A 15,444-nucleotide genomic window follows, 5' to 3' on the forward strand; every position below is an offset into this window, starting at 1 on the left:
AACGTATGCGGACAAGGCGGTGGTGCGACGGACGGTTGTCCGTCGCACCACCGGAAGGGGTGAACGGTCGTAACTTTCCCGTGCGGGCCGCGTTCGGTCGCGCTAAGAGATCATCCGACTGCGCAACGTCACGTCACGGGTTCGGGAACGGCCCCGTTCGGTCGATGCGTGGCTCCGCGCGTCCGCGGGCGGCGACCGCCGGATCGAGGGACGAGACGGCGGGCGCACTTTCCGGGCCGGTCGAGGCGACCTCGGTTTCCCCGCGTCAGCTCCCGGGGAAGGCCCAGGCGTTGGGCAGGCAGTGGATCCCGTCGTGGTCGAGGAACTTCGTCTGCTGCTGCATGACCGGCGCGAGCTCGCCGTCCTTGTCGCAGGTGACATGGCCGAAGCCGAGCCGGTGGCCGACCTCGTGGTTGATCAGCATTTGCCGGTAGGCGTACATCTGGTCGCCGAAGGTCGGCGAACCCTGCGCCCACCGGTAGGCGTTGATCATCACGCGCTCGGTGGCGGCCGAGTCGCAGGAGACGTTGTCCTCCGTGGTGTCCAGCCCCGACTTGGCGCACCACTCGGCGGTGGTGCCCGGGCTGGCGAGCGTGATGACGAAGTCGGGCTTGCCCGAGTGGATCCGCTCGAAGGTGCGGGCGCCGCCGTGGGCCCAGCTGCGGTCGTCGTTGAGCGTCTTCTGCACGGCCTGGGCGAAGAGCTCGCCGTCGAGCCCGAGCCCCTGCTCGACGTCGACGCGGTAGGTGTACTTCCGGCCCTTGCCGGGCGCCTTGGCGACGCCCGCGATCGCGTCGAACTTCCCCGACCCCTTGAGGGCGGCGGCCAGGGGGTACCTGGCGGACATCTTCTGCGCGTACGTCAGGGTGACGACGCCGGGAGGCACCGAGGGGCTCGGCCGGTCGTCCCCGCGTGTGGCGTCGTCGGCGGAACCCCGCTCGGCCCGCTCGGTCGCGGACTGCGACCGGACGGCCTCGTCGCCCCGGCCCTCGGTGACCTGTCCGGCCACCACGACGGCCAGCACGGTGGTGACGGCGGCGGCCGCGATGCCGGTGAACGCCCGGCCCTTGCCGCCCCTGGCGGCGGGCACGGAATCGCCGGCGGGCGGCACACCGTCGCCCCGGTCGGCGGCGACCGGGGCGCTCTCGCGGGAGACCGCGTCGGGCGCGGGCGGGACGTGCTCCCGGCGGCGCGGCGGCGCGTACGTCGGTCTCGCGCGCGTGAAGACGTCGTCCTCCTCGTCGGCGCCGAAGGCGTCGAGGTAGTCCTGGCGTGGCCCCTGCCGTGCCCCTCGGCCGGAAGGTCGGGGGCTCTGGCCGGGGCCGTTCGGGGGCACGGGTCGCTGACGCGGTATCACGGGCTGCCCGGTACCCGGCTGACGCGCTCTCAAGTCACCCCAGCCGCCCCCGGTCTCACGCTGCTCCGGGTGACCGCCGCGGGCCTGCGGGAACCCGCGGGCGGGCGTGCCGTCGGCGAAGCGGGGCACGCCGTGCGCGGGCGTGCCGTCGGGGCTCAGGGGCGGGGCCGGGGCCTGGGTGCGGCCGCCGCGCACCTCTCCCTGCGCGGGCCCTGCGGGGCTCCCCTGAGGGGCCCCCTGTGACGCGCCCCGGGGGGCGCCGTCCCCCGCGCGCTTGGGCGCGGGTCCACGCCGGCTGTGGCGTCCCACGTCGGCCTCAGCCTCCCGGGGTCTCGGTCGCGGCCGTGGTGTCGGCCAGCAGTTCCCGGAAGGCTCTCGCCACCGTCTCGGGGTACTCCATCATCGCCACGTGCCCGGCGTCCGGCAGCGTCAGCAGACGGGAACCGCGGAAGGCGCGGGCGGAGCGCTGCGCCATGCGGTAGCCGACGAGCTGGTCGCGGCCGCCGTAGACGAGGAGTGTGGGGGCGAGTACCCGCTCGGCCTGGCGCCACAGCCCGTGCTGCCCGCCCAGGGTGTAGGCGCTCAGCAGTCCGCGTGTCGAGCGCGTCAACGCGTCCCAGAAGTAGGGAAGTTGCAGCCGCCGCTCCAGCTCCTGCACCGCGTCACGGAACGCGTCCGGGCTGACCCGCCCGGGATCGCCGTAACACAGGCCCATGACGCCGCGGACGCGCTGCTCGGCCGTCCACTCACGGGTGAGCCGGCTGAAGAGCGCGGCCACGCCGGGCAGGCCGACCAGGCCCGTGGGGACGGCCGTGCGCTGCACCCGCAACTCCGGGAGGGCGGGCGAGACCAGCGTCAGGGTGTGCACGAGGTCCGGGCGGACCGCGGCGACCCGCGTGGACACCGCGCCGCCGAGGGAGTTGCCGAGGAGGTGCACGGGTCCGCGCTCGGCGGCGTCGAGATAGCGGATCACGGCACGCGCGTGTGCGGTGATGGAGTAGTCGCCGTCGTCCGGTGGCGGGGAGTCGCCGAAGCCGGGGAGATCGACGGCCTCGCTGGCCACCACCCCGTCGAGCGCGGCCATCAGCGCGGACCAGTTCTGCGAGGAGCCGCCGAGGCCGTGCACGTACAGCGCCGGCCGGAGTCCCGCGCGCGCGGGGGGCCGGGACCGGACCGTCAAAGTGACGCCGGGCAGCCCCACGGACCGCAGCCGCTCGCCCTCCGCGACCCGTACGGCGGCCGCCTTCGGCAGCACGCTGGTGGGCGGCACGGAGGGGAGCTCGGTCGAAGACATGCGGGCAATGTTACGAGACGATCACGCGCGACCTCGTGTGTTCGCCGTCACACACATGGGCGGTGCGGCCGACGGGGCGGTCCGGACGCCGTCCGCGAGCCCTCGGCACGCGACCGCCGGGCCGAGGCGGGCGGACCCCCTCCCAGGGGTCATACCCGCGGGAATCGGGGGCACTCCGCACAGCGATCGCATAGCGTCCGAAACGGGTGTCTCCTAGGCTCGTATCGAGGGCACCCGCTGGTGGCCCCCGCAGTTAGCAGGGGCGTTCGTAGGAAGGGAGCCCGCCATGACCGTTGACCCCACCGACCCGGAGGCGTTCGACGAGGACGACGACTTCGGGGAGATCGACGTGGAGGCGCCCGAGGCGGACGCGGCCGAGCAGTACACGGATGTCACGCAGGAGCGCGACGACCCTTTGGAGGACGCCGATCCGGCCCGGGCCAACGAGGCCGATCTCGCCGAACAGGCGCGCGTCGTCTCGATGGACGAGGACGACTACCGCTGAAGGACGCCGAGCCGGAACGGGGGCCGAGTATGCCCGGAACCTACCGTTTCAAAACCATCTCGACCACTTCTGTCCTCGTCCAGTCCGTGAAATTCTGCGCTCGCACCGCGCACACCGGGGTTACCGAAAAGTACGATGGCGACGCGGCGCTCACCGCAAGAGGACGACTTTGGGAGGCGGCGTGACAGCCATCGAGCAGACAGAGGCGGCGCGCCCGCGGGGCACACGCCTGCCGCGCCGTGCCCGGCGGAACCAGCTGCTGGGCGCCGCCCAGGAAGTCTTCGTCGCACAGGGCTACCACGCGGCCGCGATGGACGACATCGCCGAGCGGGCCGGCGTCAGCAAGCCGGTGCTCTACCAGCACTTCCCGGGCAAGCTCGACCTCTATCTCGCCCTGCTGGACCAGCACTGCGAGTCGCTGATCCAGGCCGTGCGCGGCGCGCTCGCGTCCACGACCGACAACAAGCAGCGCGTCCGGGCCACCATGGACGCCTACTTCGCGTACGTCGAGGACGACGGAGGCGCCTTCCGCCTGGTCTTCGAGTCGGACCTGACCAACGAGCCCGCGGTGCGCGAGCGCGTCGACAAGGTCACGGGCGAGTGCGCCGAGGCGATCTGCGAGGTCATCGCCGAGGACACCGGCCTCTCCCGCGCGGAGTCGATGCTGCTCGCCTCCGGCCTCGGCGGCCTGGCGCAGGTGGTGGCCCGTTCCTGGCTGCACAGCGACCGCAGCGTGCCGCGCGACCAGGCGGTGCAGCTGCTGGCCTCGCTGGCCTGGCGGGGCATCGCGGGGTTCCCGCTGCACGGCATCGATCAGCACTGAGCGGGCGGGGCGGGCGTTTGTTCCCGCCCGCTGTTCGCTCCTGGCGTGGACGGACGCGCCGTGTACGTCCCCTCGCCGGGCTAATGTGTGCAGCGTACGGCGCGGACGCCCGCGCATCTCATGACCGTCGGAGGGACATAGCCGTGGAGGTCAAGATCGGCGTGCTGCACGCGCCTCGCGAGATCGTTCTGGAGAGCGGTCAGACTCCCGAGGAGGTCGAGCGCGTGGTGGCCGAGGCCCTGGCCGGGAAGTCGCAGCTGCTCAGCCTCGTGGACCAGCACGGCCGCAAGGTCCTGGTCCCGGCCGACCGTCTGGCCTACGTCGAGCTGGGCGAGCCCGCCCCGCGCAAGGTGGGCTTCGGCGCGCTGTAGGCGAAGCGATCCGCGGGAGGGGCCCGGCGACCGACACGGTCGCCGGGCCCCTCCCTCTTTGCGCGCCCCGGCCGTACGCAGTCCCCGCCCCCGCCCGTCTCCGCCGCGGCTGTCCCCCACCGCTGGATTTTCGCCCTCCTGGCGCCGCCCTGCTCTCTTCACGGCCGGGGCACGACGCATCCACGGGGGAGGATTGCATTCCGCAGGTCACGGGTATGACGCGCTACGACGTTGGTGCACAGCCCCGCCGCCTGGGAGGGACCCAAATGATCTTGGAAGCGCTCGGCTCCGCTGTGCTCGGTCTCGTGCTCGCGTGGGCGGCGGTCACCCGCCTCTCCCACCGCCTGCCGGTCCACACGCTCGTCTTCGCGACGGGAGTCGCCGGAGCCCTGTTCGGTGACTTCGTCACCCACAGCGCGCTCGGCCCCGGCAGCTTCCTGCCGAGCCTCCTCGGCGCGGCGATCATCTCCGCCGCGTCGCTCTCCCTGCTGCTGCGCCCCACCGGAAGACTGCGCCGCCGATCGGCGCCGGCGTAGCGCCGGAGCCGGCGTGACGCCGGGGGCCGACGTGACGTTCGGAGGGCGGGACCCGCGGTCGGCGGGACTCGCGGTCGGCGAGGCCGAGGAGCCGGGGCAGCCGCCCCACCGGACCCCACCGGACCCCACCGGCCGGTGCCCCGGCCCTCCGGTCATCCGACCCCCGGCGCACCGACCCGCCGGCGGCGTCTAGGCCGCGAGGCCCAGCGCCGCCATCCGCTTGGTGTGCGCCTCCGTGATCCGGGAGAACATCCGGCCCACCTCGGCGAGGTCGAAGCCGTCCGCGACCCCGCCCACCAGCATCGTCGACAGCGCGTCGCGGTCGGCGACCACCCGCTGGGACTGCGACAGCGCCTCACCCATCAGCCGCCGCGCCCACAGCGCGAGCCGGCCGCCCACCCGCGGCTCCGCGTCGATCGCCGAGCGCACCCGGTCCACGGCGAAGCCCGCGTGGCCGGTGTCGTCGAGCACCGCCAGCACCAGCGCCCGGCTGTCGGTGTCCAGCCGCACCGCGACCTCGCGGTAGAAGTCGCTCGCGATCGAGTCGCCGACGTACGCCTTGACCAGACCCTCCAGCCAGTCCGAGGGGGCCGTCTGCCGGTGGAAGCCGTCGAGCGCGGCCACGAACGGCTCCATCGCCATCGTCGGCTCCTCGCCGATCTCCGTGAGCCGGTCCCGCAGCCGCTCGAAGTGGTGGAACTCCGCCGACGCCATCTTCGCCAGCTCCGCCTTGTCGGCGAGGGTGGGCGCCAGCTTGGCGTCCTCCGCGAGTCGCTCGAACGCCGCGAGCTCGCCGTACGCCAACGCGCCCAACAGGTCCACGACCGCGGCACGGTACTGCGGGTCGGCGGAGGCCGTCGCCCAGTCCTGGGCCGCGATTCCGGTAGCGGTGATCTCGGGCTTGTCAGAGGTCGTCATGCAGCGCACAATAGCCCGCTCGTCGCGGGGTGGAAGTCCCTGGTCAGTCAGTGTGACGACGAAGACGCAACGGACCGGTCCAGGCCCTGTGACAACCACAACGTGACCGAATCGGCCATCGCATGTGCACGATTCCGGGGTATGGTGGTAATGCGCCTGCCGAATATTCGACGGGCCGCACGTATGAGGATGCCCGGTCGGTGGCCCGATCGGCTCCGACCCGACAGCCCTCATGGCTCGTACGGCACATCGCGTACGGCTGCCAGAGGGACACCCTCAGCGGTACGAGCGCTAGAGCGTCGGCAGAGGTCCCGTGCCATACGGCTTGCCGTGAGCGGTTCGCCCGTAAGGCATCCGACGTCCCCGGCACGGTCCGTCACGACCCCCGCGCTCGCCTCGCACCGCGTACACAGAAGAGGCAGCACCCTGACTACGTTCCGAGAGCTCGGAATCCTTTCCGAGACCGCCGAAGCCCTCGAGGCCGTCGGCATCACCACCCCCTTCCCCATCCAGGAGATGACGCTCCCGGTCGCCCTCACGGGCACGGACGTCATCGGACAGGCCAAGACGGGCACCGGCAAGACGCTCGGCTTCGGCCTCCCGCTCCTCGAGCGCGTAACCGTCCCCGCCGACGTCGAGGCCGGCCGCGCCCGCCCGGAGGACCTCACCGACGCCCCGCAGGCGCTCATCGTCGTGCCCACGCGTGAGCTGTGCACACAGGTCACCAACGACCTGCTGACCGCGGGCAAGGTGCGCAACGTACGCGTTCTCGCCATCTACGGCGGCCGCGCCTACGAGCCCCAGGTCGAGGCCCTCAAGAAGGGCGTCGACGTCGTCGTCGGCACCCCGGGCCGTCTGCTGGACCTCGCGGGCCAGAAGAAGCTCGACCTCAAGCACATCCGCTCGCTCGTCCTCGACGAGGCCGACGAGATGCTCGACCTGGGCTTCCTGCCCGACGTCGAGAAGATCATCAACATGCTTCCGGCGAAGCGCCAGACCATGCTGTTCTCGGCGACCATGCCGGGCGCGGTCATCGGTCTCGCACGCCGCTACATGTCGCAGCCCACGCACATCAACGCCACCTCGCCGGACGACGCGGGCCGCACCGTCGCGAACACCAAGCAGCACGTGTACCGCGCGCACAACATGGACAAGCCCGAGATGGTCGCCCGCATCCTGCAGGCCGACGGCCGCGGCCTGGTCATGGTGTTCTGCCGTACCAAGCGCACCGCGGCCGACTTGGCCGACCAGCTCCAGCAGCGCGGTTTCGCCTCCGGCGCGGTCCACGGCGACCTCGGCCAGGGCGCCCGCGAGCAGGCGCTGCGCGCCTTCCGCAACGGCAAGGTCGACGTGCTCGTCTGCACCGACGTCGCCGCGCGCGGCATCGACGTCGAAGGCGTCACCCACGTCATCAACTACCAGTCCCCCGAAGACGAGAAGACGTACCTGCACCGCATCGGCCGTACCGGCCGCGCGGGCGCCAAGGGCATCGCGATCACGCTCGTCGACTGGGACGACATCCCGCGCTGGCAGCTCATCAACAAGGCGCTGGAGCTCGAGTTCAGCGACCCGCCGGAGACGTACTCCACCTCTCCGCACTTCTTCGAGGAGCTCGGGATTCCCGCGGGCACCAAGGGCGTCCTGCCGCGCTCGGAGCGCACCCGCGCCGGGCTCGACGCGGAGGAGCTCGAGGACCTCGGCGAGCCGGGCGGCCGCAATGCGCGCGGTCGCGGTGACCGCGGCGGCCGGGGCGGTCGGGGCGACTCCCGTTCCGGCGGACGCTCCTCCGAGCGCTCCGCGGACCGTTCCGACGAGCGCGAGCAGGCAGCCCGTACGCCGCGTCGCCGTCGTCGTACCCGCAACGGCTCGCCCATCGACGCGGCCTCGGCACCCGTCGGGACCGCACCGGAGCAGGGTCCCGCCGCCGAGCGGACGCCCCTCGCCGAGGAGGCCGCCGGCCCGCGCACCCCGCGCCGTCGCCGCCGTACCCGCAACGGGTCCGCACCGGAGGCCGTCGCCCCGGTGACGGCCGTCGAGCCCGCCGCCGACGCAGCGGAGGCGGCCGTGACGACGGCGGAGGGCCCCGCGCTCGACACACCGGAGACCGCGACCGAGGCGTCGAAGCCGCGCCGCCGCCGCACCCGCAGGACGGCGGAGGCCGCCGTCGACACGGCGCAGCCGACCGTCACGACCGAAGCGGCCGAGCCGGCCGCGCCGGTGGTGGAGGCCGCGCCGGTGGTGGAGGCAGCACCGCGCCGCCGCACCCGCAAGGCGACGGCCCCGGCAGAAGCAGTGGTCGACACCGTCACGAGCATCGAGGTGGCCCCGGAGGCCGCCGCGACCGTGGAGCCCGCGGTCAAGCCGCGCCGCACCCGCAAGACGGCCGCCGCCGCCGAGGCAGCGGTCGACACCGCCGAGGCGGCCGAGGCCAAGCCGCGCACCCGCACCGCCCGCAAGGCCACGGCCGACATCCCGGCCCAGGCCACGCAGGAGACGGAAGCCGTCAAGCCGCGCCGCACCCGCAAGACCGCCGCGTCCGCCCCGGTCGAGGCCGAGGCGAGCGCCGCGGTCGACACGGCCGAGGCGACGGAGGCCAAGCCGCGACGCACCCGCAAGACGGCCGCCAAGGCCACGGCGACGGCCCCGGCCGCGGCGGAGGCCGTCGTGGACACGGTCGAGGCCACCGAGGCCAAGCCCCGCCGGACGCGCAAGACGGCGGCCGCCAAGACCGCCGTTGCCGTTGCCGCCGTCGAGGCCCCGGAGGCTCCCGAGGCCGAGGTCAAGCCGCGCCGCACCCGCAAGGCAGCCGCCCCGGCCGAAGTCGCGGTCGACAGTGCCGAGGGCGCCGAGGCCAAGCCGCGGCGCACGCGCAAGACGGCGACCGCGAAGACCGCCGAGGTCACCGAGGCTGAGCTGCCGGTCGCGGAGGCCGTCGTCGCCAGGCCGCGGCGCACCCGCAAGGTGGCCGCCACCGCCCCGGCCCCGGCCGAGGCAGCCGTCGAGACGGCCGAAGGCGCGGAGCCCAAGCCCCGCCGCCGTACGACCCGCAAGGCCACGGCCGACATCCCGGCCCAGGCCACGCAGGAGGCGGAAGCCGTCAAGCCGCGCCGCACCCGCAAGACGGCGGCCGCCAAGACCGTCGCGGAGCCGACGGACGGCTGAGCCGACGAAGCTCACGCATGAGGGCCCGGTCCACACCCTGTGGACCGGGCCCTCGGCGTTTCCCGGCCCCCGGTACTCTCCCCCCGTGACCGACCCCAACGAGCCCGCCCTCTCCGCCGAGCCCCCCGCCGGGCCCGGCGCCGTCGCGCCCACCCGCTCCGCCGGGTCCGCCGGGCACCCTGTGTTCCCACCGCCCCCCGGCGCCCGCGCGTACCCGCTGCGGACCGCGCGCGGGGCGTTCGCCGTGGTCGACACGCCCGTGGCCGCCGGTGTGGAGCAGCGAGGTGTCGTGCTGCTGCTGCCGGGGTTCACCGGGAGCAAGGAGGACTTCCACCGGCTGCACGAGCCACTGGCCGCCCGCGGCTACCGGACCGTCGCCGTGGACGGCCGGGGGCAGAACGAGTCCGACGGCCCCGCCGACGACGAATCGCCTTACGAACAGGGAGAGTTGGCCCGCGACGTGCTCGCGCAGGCGTCCGCTCTCGGCACGCCTGTGCATCTTGTCGGCCACTCCCTGGGAGGCCAGATCGCGCGTGCCGCCGTCCTGCTGGACCACTCGCCCTTCGTCTCGCTCACGCTCGTCTCCTCCGGCCCGGCGGAGATCTCGGAGTCCCAGAAGCAGCGCGTGAAGCTGTTGCACGACGCGCTCGCGGTGATGACGATGGCCGAGGTCTGGCAGGCCATCCTGGCTATGGGGGCGCCGGAGGAGGTCGGCGGCCCGGCCCGCGGCGCCGGCGGCCCGGCCCGGATGCGGCAGCGCTGGCTGAACCACAAGCCGGCCCAACTCCTGGTCACCGGACGGCGGTTGTGCGTCGAACCGGACCGGGTCGCCGAGCTCGCCGCCGTCCCGCTGCCGTTCCACGTCCTGTCGGGCGCGTCGGACGACACCTGGCCGGTGCCCCTCCTCGACGCGATGGCCGGGGAACTCCGAGCGCACCGGACGGTCGTGCCGGACGCCGACCACTCCCCCAACCAGGACCAGCCGCTGCTGACGGCCCGCGGTCTCGCCGACTTCTGGGACGGCGCGGCGAAGGCCCACCGGAGCTAGCCGGGAGCCGGTCCGAAGCACCTCCGGAGCCGGTCCGCCCCGGCGCGGTTCCGGAGCCGTCCCGAAGCAGGTCCGGAAACGGTCCGAAGCAGGTCCCTTGCGGAGTCGCTCCTGAGCCCGCGGCCGGTCCGCGGCTAGTACTGCGTCTGCACGTGCTCCCAGAAGCCGTCCCGCAGCGCGCGTCGCAGGTCCGCCTGGCCTCGCAGCGAGTACTGCAGGATGCCCTCGGCCTCCACGAGGAGGTCCTGGTCGACGGAGCCGGGGAGGTAGGGGTGGCCCGGCAGCAGTTCGGCCAGGCTCTCCCTGCCTCGCGCCGCCAGCCACTTCGCCGCGATCTGCGCGCCCGCGAAGCGGACGGCCTCGCGGGTGGGCCGGCTCGCCCCGGCCGCGTCGTAGGCCGCGGCGGTGCGCCGGGCGACGTAGGGCTTGAAGAAGTCGAGGTCGAGGGTGCGCTGGCTGTCGACCTCCCAGAGCAGCGGCTCGGCCTGGTTGCGGCCTTCCGGCGCCTCGATGCCCCACAGGTGCACGCGGGCGCCGTACCCCTGCGCGGCCTCCACCGCCGAGACCAGGTCCTCGTCGCCGCCGAGCAGGGCCGCGTCACTGATGGCCCGGTGCCGGGCCAGCGACTCGAGGTCCGTGCGGATCAGCGAATCGACGCCCTTCTGCTGGTTGTTGGCGTTGAGGTTCCCCAACCTCACCTTCACGTCCGGCAGTTCGGCGATGGACTGCTGCTCGGATGTGTGGATGCGCCGCCGGGCGCCGTCGTACCAGTAGACCCGCAGGAGCCGGCTGTCCGCGAAGATCGAGCGGGCGCGGTCGATGAGCGCCTCGATCAGGCCCTCGGCGTCGAGGTCGAAGGCCCGGCGGTCCTCCGTCCCGGCCACCAGACGTCCCGCCGCCGCGTAGAGGTACCCCGCGTCGACGAAGATCGCGTGGGTCGAGGGCGTCTTGGCCACCTCGGCGAGCATGCGGGTCAGCAGCTCGTTCGTGCGGTCGATGCGGGCGGCGAGCGCCGGGAGGTCGTCGTTCATCGCCTCCATTGTCCCGGTGGTCACGCTGCGAACACAACCGGTCCCGTTCAGTCCACCCCAGCTCCCTTACTCGCTAGTAATTAGTCGTTCGAAAAATTTCTTTAGCGTAGGGAATGTTTGTAACACGCATGCCGTTGACTCCCTACGTGACCAAGTAGTTCTCCTCAGGAGGATGACCAGACGAAGGGAGAAGCCATGCGCTTCGAAATCATGCGACTCGACGACGTCGACGGGACCCCCGTGGACAGCACCGTCGTGGACGCCGCCTCCGTCAACCGGATCGTTCAGCAGGCCGCCGCCATCGGGCAGCGGCTGTGGATCCGTCCGGCCGACCCCACGGCCTCGTAACAGCGCGGGCCCCCTTACAGGTTTGCGAGCCCCCTACGGCACCGCCGTAGGGGGCTCTGCGTGCCCGGTCGCCCGGGCGTCCGTGCGCCACCAGGTACGCGTGCCCGCTTGCCCGCTTGCCCGCACCTTCGCGGGCCCGCCGGCCGGGAGGGGCGGGTCAGCTCGACCGGACGACCTGGGTGATCCCGTTGATGATCTGCTGCACGGCGATCGCGGAGAGCATCATGCCCGCCAGCCGGGTCACCAGGACCACGCCGCCGTCCTTGATGACCCGGATGATCAGCAGCGAGTACCGCATGACCACCCACAGCACGACGTGGATGGCGAGGATGGCCGCCCAGACCGACGCCTGCGCCGCCGCCCCGTCCGCCTTCTGCACGGCGAGGATGACCGACACGATCGCGCCGGGGCCGGCCAGCAACGGCATACCCAGCGGGACGAGCGCGACGTTGACGTCCTTGGTCTGCTTGGGTTCGTCGGTCTTGCCGGTGAGCAGGTCGAGCGCGATCAGCAGAAGCAGCAGCCCGCCCGCGATCATCAGCGCGGGCACGGAGACGTGCAGGTAGTCGAGGATCTGATGCCCGAGGAGGCCGAAGACGGCGATCACGCCGCCCGCCACGCAGACGGCCTGGAAGGCCATCCGCTTCTGCACCTTGCCGGGCCGTCCGGCGGTGAGCGCGAGGAAGATCGGGGTGATCCCGGGGGGATCCATGATGACGAAAAGGGTGAGGAAGAGGGAACCGAAGACGGCAGCGTCGAACATCAGTGCAAGCCTTGCGAGAGGAAGGGTGGACGAGGGCGAGGTGGGGAGCGGGGCCGGGCGCGCCTTGGCCCGGGTCAGGCTCCGCCGGTGCCCGGCACCGGGAACGCGCCCGTCGCCCGCCGGGTGATCTCCCCGTACACCTCGGGGTCGGTGGTGTACTCGCCGAGTACGCACGTCTTGCGGCTGCCGTGGTAGTCCGAGGAGCCGGTGACCAGCAGTCCCAGGTCACGGGCCAGGCCGCGCAGCCGCGCGCGGGTGTCCGCGTCGTGGTCCATGTGGTCGACCTCGATGCCGTCGAGACCGGCGGCGGCCAGCTCGGCGATCACGGTCTCCGGCACCGTGTGCCCCCGCTTGCTCGCGCCGGGATGCGCGAAGACGGTGACTCCGCCCGCCCCCTTGACCAGCCGGATCGCCTCGAAGGGGTCGGTCTCGTGCTTCCCGACGTGGGCCCGGCCGCCGTCGGCCAGCCAGTTGCCGGTGAAGGCGTCGCTCACGGTCGGCACGACGCCGAGCTCGACCAGGGCGGTGGCGACATGCGGCCGCCCGACGGACCCCTCCCCCGCGATCCGGGCCACCTGCTCCCAGGTCACGGGCACGTCCAGGTCGTTCAGCCGGGCGATCATCGCGCGCGCCCGGGGCACCCGGTCGTCCCGCACCAGCTCGCGTTCGGCGAGCAGAGCGGGCTCCCCGGGGTCGAAGAGGTACGCCAGCATGTGCATGCCGACCCCGTCGACACGACAGGACAGCTCCGCACCGGTGACGAGGGTGAGCCCGGCGGGCAGCGCGGCGACGGCCTCGGCGTGTCCGCGGGTGGTGTCGTGGTCGGTCAGCGCGACGACGTCCAGTCCGGCGGCGGCGGCGTTGCGCACCAGCTCGGCCGGGGTGTCCGTACCGTCCGAGGCCGTGGAGTGGCAGTGCAGATCGATGCGCACGACGCGGACTCCAGTCGGGGACGGGCGGACGGGGACGCTCCAGCATAGCCGGAAAATCCGACCGCCCCTGTCACACCCGAAACCCCCTGGCGCCCCCTACACGCTCCGGCCCCGGCGAACCGCCGCGACGTGCGGCGACCGCGGATGGAGGAGTGCCACGACGTGCGGCGACCGCGCCCCCGGGAGCGCCACGACACACGGAGCGCCATGGCGCGCGGACGCGACGGCTCGAGGAGCGCCATGACATGCGGTGCACCATGGCTCGAAAAGAGCGCTACGACGCGAGGAGCGCTACGGCTCGAGGAGGCGCGGGGACAGCGCCCCGCAGGGCACCAGCTCGACCTCCGCCCCCGCGTCTCGCAGATCCGTCAGTACCAGCTCGTCGTACATCAGCAGTCCGGACTGCTCGGGCCACACCACCGCCCACAGCCACAGCCCCCGCGCCTCGCCCGCGAAGACCGCGCGGTCGTCGGGGGTGGCCGAGACGTGCCACAGGGGGGTGGGCCGGCCGGCGGCGAGCAGCTTGGCCTGCGGGGGTTTCTCGACGCTCATGTACGGCCCCGGGTCCGGCCCGTCGACGCCGGCATAGCGCGCGCCCAGGCCGACGCCCAGCTCCTCGGCGACCAGGATCAGCTCACCCATACCGCCGAGCGGGCCGGGCCCCGAGCACGCCACCGCGGTGGCGCGGCCGCCGCTGCGGTCGTCGCCCGCGTAGGTCACGCCGGTGAAGAGCCAGCCGACCGGCAGCGGCCAGGGCATCCACACCGGCACCTGGGTGCGGTGCACGACAACACTGAGCGCCTCGACGCTGGGCGGGATCACAGGCTGCAGCGGATGGACCGTCCCATGCACATCGCACTGCCAGGAATCGGCGAAGAGTCCGGGAGCCCTGACCCGGCCACCACACTTCGGGCAACTGGGTTCGCCCCTCATAGAGCCCCACGGTCCTACCCGAGCACGTCCACGTCAAGGACGATCACCCGTCCGGACCGAACAGGTTGTGGAACCCGTCCATCCCGACGACATACATGTAACTTGCATTAATTAGCTCCGCTAACTTACTGTGTGCATATACCAACCATCTATGGAGGGGTGAGACACACCATGGACCCGTTCGACGCCGGAGCCGGAAGCATCCTGCGGCAGCCGAAGGCGGTGTGGGCGACCGCCGGCGCGTCCGTCGTCGCCTTCATGGGCATCGGCCTGGTCGACCCGATCCTGCCGTCCATCGCCCAGGGGCTGGACGCCACGGCCGGGCAGGTCTCCCTGCTCTTCACCTCCTACTTCCTGATCACCGCGATCGCGATGCTGGTCACGGGCTTCGTCTCCAGCCGCATCGGCGGCCGCCGGACGCTGCTCGCCGGCCTCGCCCTGGTCGTCGTCTTCGCGGGCCTCGCGGGCACCTCGGACTCGGTCGCGCAACTGGTCGGCTACCGCGCCGGCTGGGGGCTGGGCAACGCCCTCTTCGTCTCCACCGCGCTCGCCGTGATCGTCGGCGCGGCGGCCGGCGGCAGCGCGGCGGCCATCCTGCTGTACGAGTCCGCCCTCGGCCTCGGCATGGCCTGCGGACCGCTGCTCGGCGCGCTGCTCGGCGACGCCAGCTGGCGCTACCCGTTCTTCGGCACCGCGTTCCTCATGGCGATCGGCTTCCTGTGCATCACGGTGTTCCTGAAGGAACAGCCGACGCCGGCCCGCAAGACCTCGCTGCTCGACCCGCTCAAGGCGCTCGGCCACGGCGGTCTCGCCTCCGCCGCGGCCTCGGCCTTCTTCTACAACTACACGTTCTTCACCGTGCTGGCCTTCACGCCCTTCGTGCTGGACATGACCCCCTACAGGTCGGGGGCGGTGTTCTTCGCCTGGGGCGTGCTGCTCGCGGTCTTCTCGGTGCTCGTCGCCCCGCGACTGCAGGAGCGGTTCGGCTCGCTGAAGGTGCTCGGCGGCTCGCTGCTGCTGCTCGCCGCCGACGTGCTCGTCCTCGGCTACGGCGACCACACCACGGCGGTCGTCTGCACGATCCTGTCGGGTGCGTTCATCGGCGTGAACAACACCGTCTACACCGAGTTGGCGCTCGGCGTGTCGGACGCCCCGCGCCCGGTGGCGAGCGCCGGGTACAACTTCGTGCGGTGGTTCGCGGCCGCGGCGGCGCCCTACTTCGCGCCGAAGATCGAGGAGTGGACCGACGTCCACGTGCCGTTCGTGGTGGCGGCGGTGACGGCGGCGCTCGGCGCGGTCGTGGTCGTCGTCCGGCGCAGGGCGCTGACCGCGGAGGCACGTGAACTCGAGCCGCGCCACGCGACGGAGGACGCCGTCACGGTCTTCGCCGGCTGAGCCCTCCGTGCCGGCATCGCCAACCGGG

15 protein-coding genes are annotated in these 15,444 nt (G+C 72.8%); 8 read left to right on the plus strand and 7 right to left on the minus strand.

The features are described 5' to 3' along the window. Positions 1–265: 265 nt before the first annotated feature. Together C6376_RS03420 and C6376_RS03425 are read right to left on the minus strand one after the other, a co-directional pair. Positions 266–1,666 carry a DUF3152 domain-containing protein gene (locus C6376_RS03420; RefSeq protein ID WP_107442027.1) on the minus strand — a complete coding sequence of 467 codons (1,401 nt, stop codon included), beginning with the start codon at positions 1,664–1,666 and terminating at the stop codon, positions 266–268. 7 nt (positions 1,667–1,673) lie between these two features. Then, complete coding sequence (locus C6376_RS03425) at positions 1,674–2,651, minus strand: alpha/beta fold hydrolase (RefSeq protein ID WP_107442028.1); 978 nt, start codon at positions 2,649–2,651, stop codon at positions 1,674–1,676. Positions 2,652–2,937: 286 nt separating this feature from the next. Here C6376_RS03425 and C6376_RS03430 point away from each other — a divergent pair, with 286 nt between their 5' ends. The 4 genes from C6376_RS03430 (at position 2,938) to C6376_RS03445 (ending at position 4,886) form a co-directional block, all read left to right on the plus strand. Continuing rightward, positions 2,938–3,156 carry a hypothetical protein gene (locus C6376_RS03430; RefSeq protein WP_107442029.1) on the plus strand — a complete coding sequence of 73 codons (219 nt, stop codon included), beginning with the start codon at positions 2,938–2,940 and terminating at the stop codon, positions 3,154–3,156. A 181-nt stretch (positions 3,157–3,337) separates the two neighbouring features. Next, positions 3,338–3,979, plus strand: coding sequence for a TetR/AcrR family transcriptional regulator (locus C6376_RS03435; RefSeq protein WP_107442030.1), 642 nt, complete (start codon positions 3,338–3,340; stop codon positions 3,977–3,979). A gap of 143 nt (positions 3,980–4,122) precedes the next feature. Further along, positions 4,123–4,350, plus strand: a complete 228-nt coding sequence (locus C6376_RS03440; protein ID WP_020130831.1) for a DUF3107 domain-containing protein — start codon at positions 4,123–4,125, stop codon at positions 4,348–4,350. A gap of 266 nt (positions 4,351–4,616) precedes the next feature. Next, positions 4,617–4,886, plus strand: a complete 270-nt coding sequence (locus tag C6376_RS03445; protein ID WP_107442031.1) for a hypothetical protein — start codon at positions 4,617–4,619, stop codon at positions 4,884–4,886. A 189-nt stretch (positions 4,887–5,075) separates the two neighbouring features. Here the strand turns inward: C6376_RS03445 and C6376_RS03450 are convergent, their stop codons facing one another. Next, complete coding sequence (locus C6376_RS03450; RefSeq protein ID WP_254075824.1) at positions 5,076–5,804, minus strand: ferritin-like fold-containing protein; 729 nt, start codon at positions 5,802–5,804, stop codon at positions 5,076–5,078. A gap of 516 nt (positions 5,805–6,320) precedes the next feature. On the opposite strand from C6376_RS03450, the gene C6376_RS03455 reads away from it, so the two are divergent. Beyond that, positions 6,321–8,966 carry a DEAD/DEAH box helicase gene (locus C6376_RS03455; RefSeq protein WP_254075825.1) on the plus strand — a complete coding sequence of 882 codons (2,646 nt, stop codon included), beginning with the start codon at positions 6,321–6,323 and terminating at the stop codon, positions 8,964–8,966. Between the two features lie 181 nt (positions 8,967–9,147). Continuing rightward, on the plus strand, positions 9,148–10,014 hold the full coding sequence (locus C6376_RS03460) for an alpha/beta fold hydrolase (RefSeq protein ID WP_107448755.1): 867 nt from the start codon (positions 9,148–9,150) through the stop codon (positions 10,012–10,014). 134 nt (positions 10,015–10,148) lie between these two features. Here the strand turns inward: C6376_RS03460 and C6376_RS03465 are convergent, their stop codons facing one another. After that, complete coding sequence (locus C6376_RS03465; protein ID WP_173985574.1) at positions 10,149–11,045, minus strand: NYN domain-containing protein; 897 nt, start codon at positions 11,043–11,045, stop codon at positions 10,149–10,151. 195 nt (positions 11,046–11,240) lie between these two features. Between C6376_RS03465 and C6376_RS03470 the strand changes: the two genes are divergently transcribed. Then, positions 11,241–11,393, plus strand: coding sequence for a hypothetical protein (locus C6376_RS03470; RefSeq protein WP_107105381.1), 153 nt, complete (start codon positions 11,241–11,243; stop codon positions 11,391–11,393). Between the two features lie 157 nt (positions 11,394–11,550). Here C6376_RS03470 and C6376_RS03475 read toward each other — a convergent pair whose 3' ends face one another. The 3 genes from C6376_RS03475 to C6376_RS03485 all read right to left on the minus strand — a co-directional run bounded on the left by C6376_RS03475 (position 11,551) and on the right by C6376_RS03485 (position 14,021). Continuing rightward, positions 11,551–12,156, minus strand: a complete 606-nt coding sequence (locus C6376_RS03475) for a MarC family protein (RefSeq protein WP_107442035.1) — start codon at positions 12,154–12,156, stop codon at positions 11,551–11,553. 74 nt (positions 12,157–12,230) lie between these two features. Beyond that, entirely contained in the window at positions 12,231–13,088 is an 858-nt protein-coding gene (locus tag C6376_RS03480) for a PHP domain-containing protein (RefSeq protein WP_107442036.1), read from the minus strand. A gap of 291 nt (positions 13,089–13,379) precedes the next feature. Then, on the minus strand, positions 13,380–14,021 hold the full coding sequence (locus C6376_RS03485) for a DUF6758 family protein (RefSeq protein ID WP_107442037.1): 642 nt from the start codon (positions 14,019–14,021) through the stop codon (positions 13,380–13,382). 171 nt (positions 14,022–14,192) lie between these two features. On the opposite strand from C6376_RS03485, the gene C6376_RS03490 reads away from it, so the two are divergent. After that, complete coding sequence (locus C6376_RS03490) at positions 14,193–15,416, plus strand: MFS transporter (protein ID WP_107442038.1); 1,224 nt, start codon at positions 14,193–14,195, stop codon at positions 15,414–15,416. The last annotated feature ends 28 nt before the right edge of the window (positions 15,417–15,444 follow it).

Origin of the sequence: Streptomyces sp. P3 (assembly GCF_003032475.1) — a bacterium.
In the GTDB taxonomy this organism is placed as follows: Bacteria; Actinomycetota; Actinomycetes; order Streptomycetales; family Streptomycetaceae; genus Streptomyces.

What these genes read in the sequence shown, in the direction of transcription:
- C6376_RS03425 (WP_107442028.1), bottom strand. Translation starts at nt 2,651, where the DNA reads ATGTCTTCGACCGAGCTCCCCTCCGTGCCGCCCACCAGCGTGCTGCCG.
- C6376_RS03430 (WP_107442029.1), top strand. Translation starts at nt 2,938, where the DNA reads ATGACCGTTGACCCCACCGACCCGGAGGCGTTCGACGAGGACGACGAC.
- C6376_RS03445 (WP_107442031.1), top strand. Translation starts at nt 4,617, where the DNA reads ATGATCTTGGAAGCGCTCGGCTCCGCTGTGCTCGGTCTCGTGCTCGCG.
- C6376_RS03450 (WP_254075824.1), bottom strand. Translation starts at nt 5,804, where the DNA reads ATGACGACCTCTGACAAGCCCGAGATCACCGCTACCGGAATCGCGGCC.
- C6376_RS03455 (WP_254075825.1), top strand. Translation starts at nt 6,321, where the DNA reads ATGACGCTCCCGGTCGCCCTCACGGGCACGGACGTCATCGGACAGGCC.
- C6376_RS03465 (WP_173985574.1), bottom strand. Translation starts at nt 11,045, where the DNA reads ATGAACGACGACCTCCCGGCGCTCGCCGCCCGCATCGACCGCACGAAC.
- C6376_RS03470 (WP_107105381.1), top strand. Translation starts at nt 11,241, where the DNA reads ATGCGCTTCGAAATCATGCGACTCGACGACGTCGACGGGACCCCCGTG.
- C6376_RS03475 (WP_107442035.1), bottom strand. Translation starts at nt 12,156, where the DNA reads ATGTTCGACGCTGCCGTCTTCGGTTCCCTCTTCCTCACCCTTTTCGTC.
- C6376_RS03485 (WP_107442037.1), bottom strand. Translation starts at nt 14,021, where the DNA reads ATGAGGGGCGAACCCAGTTGCCCGAAGTGTGGTGGCCGGGTCAGGGCT.
- C6376_RS03490 (WP_107442038.1), top strand. Translation starts at nt 14,193, where the DNA reads ATGGACCCGTTCGACGCCGGAGCCGGAAGCATCCTGCGGCAGCCGAAG.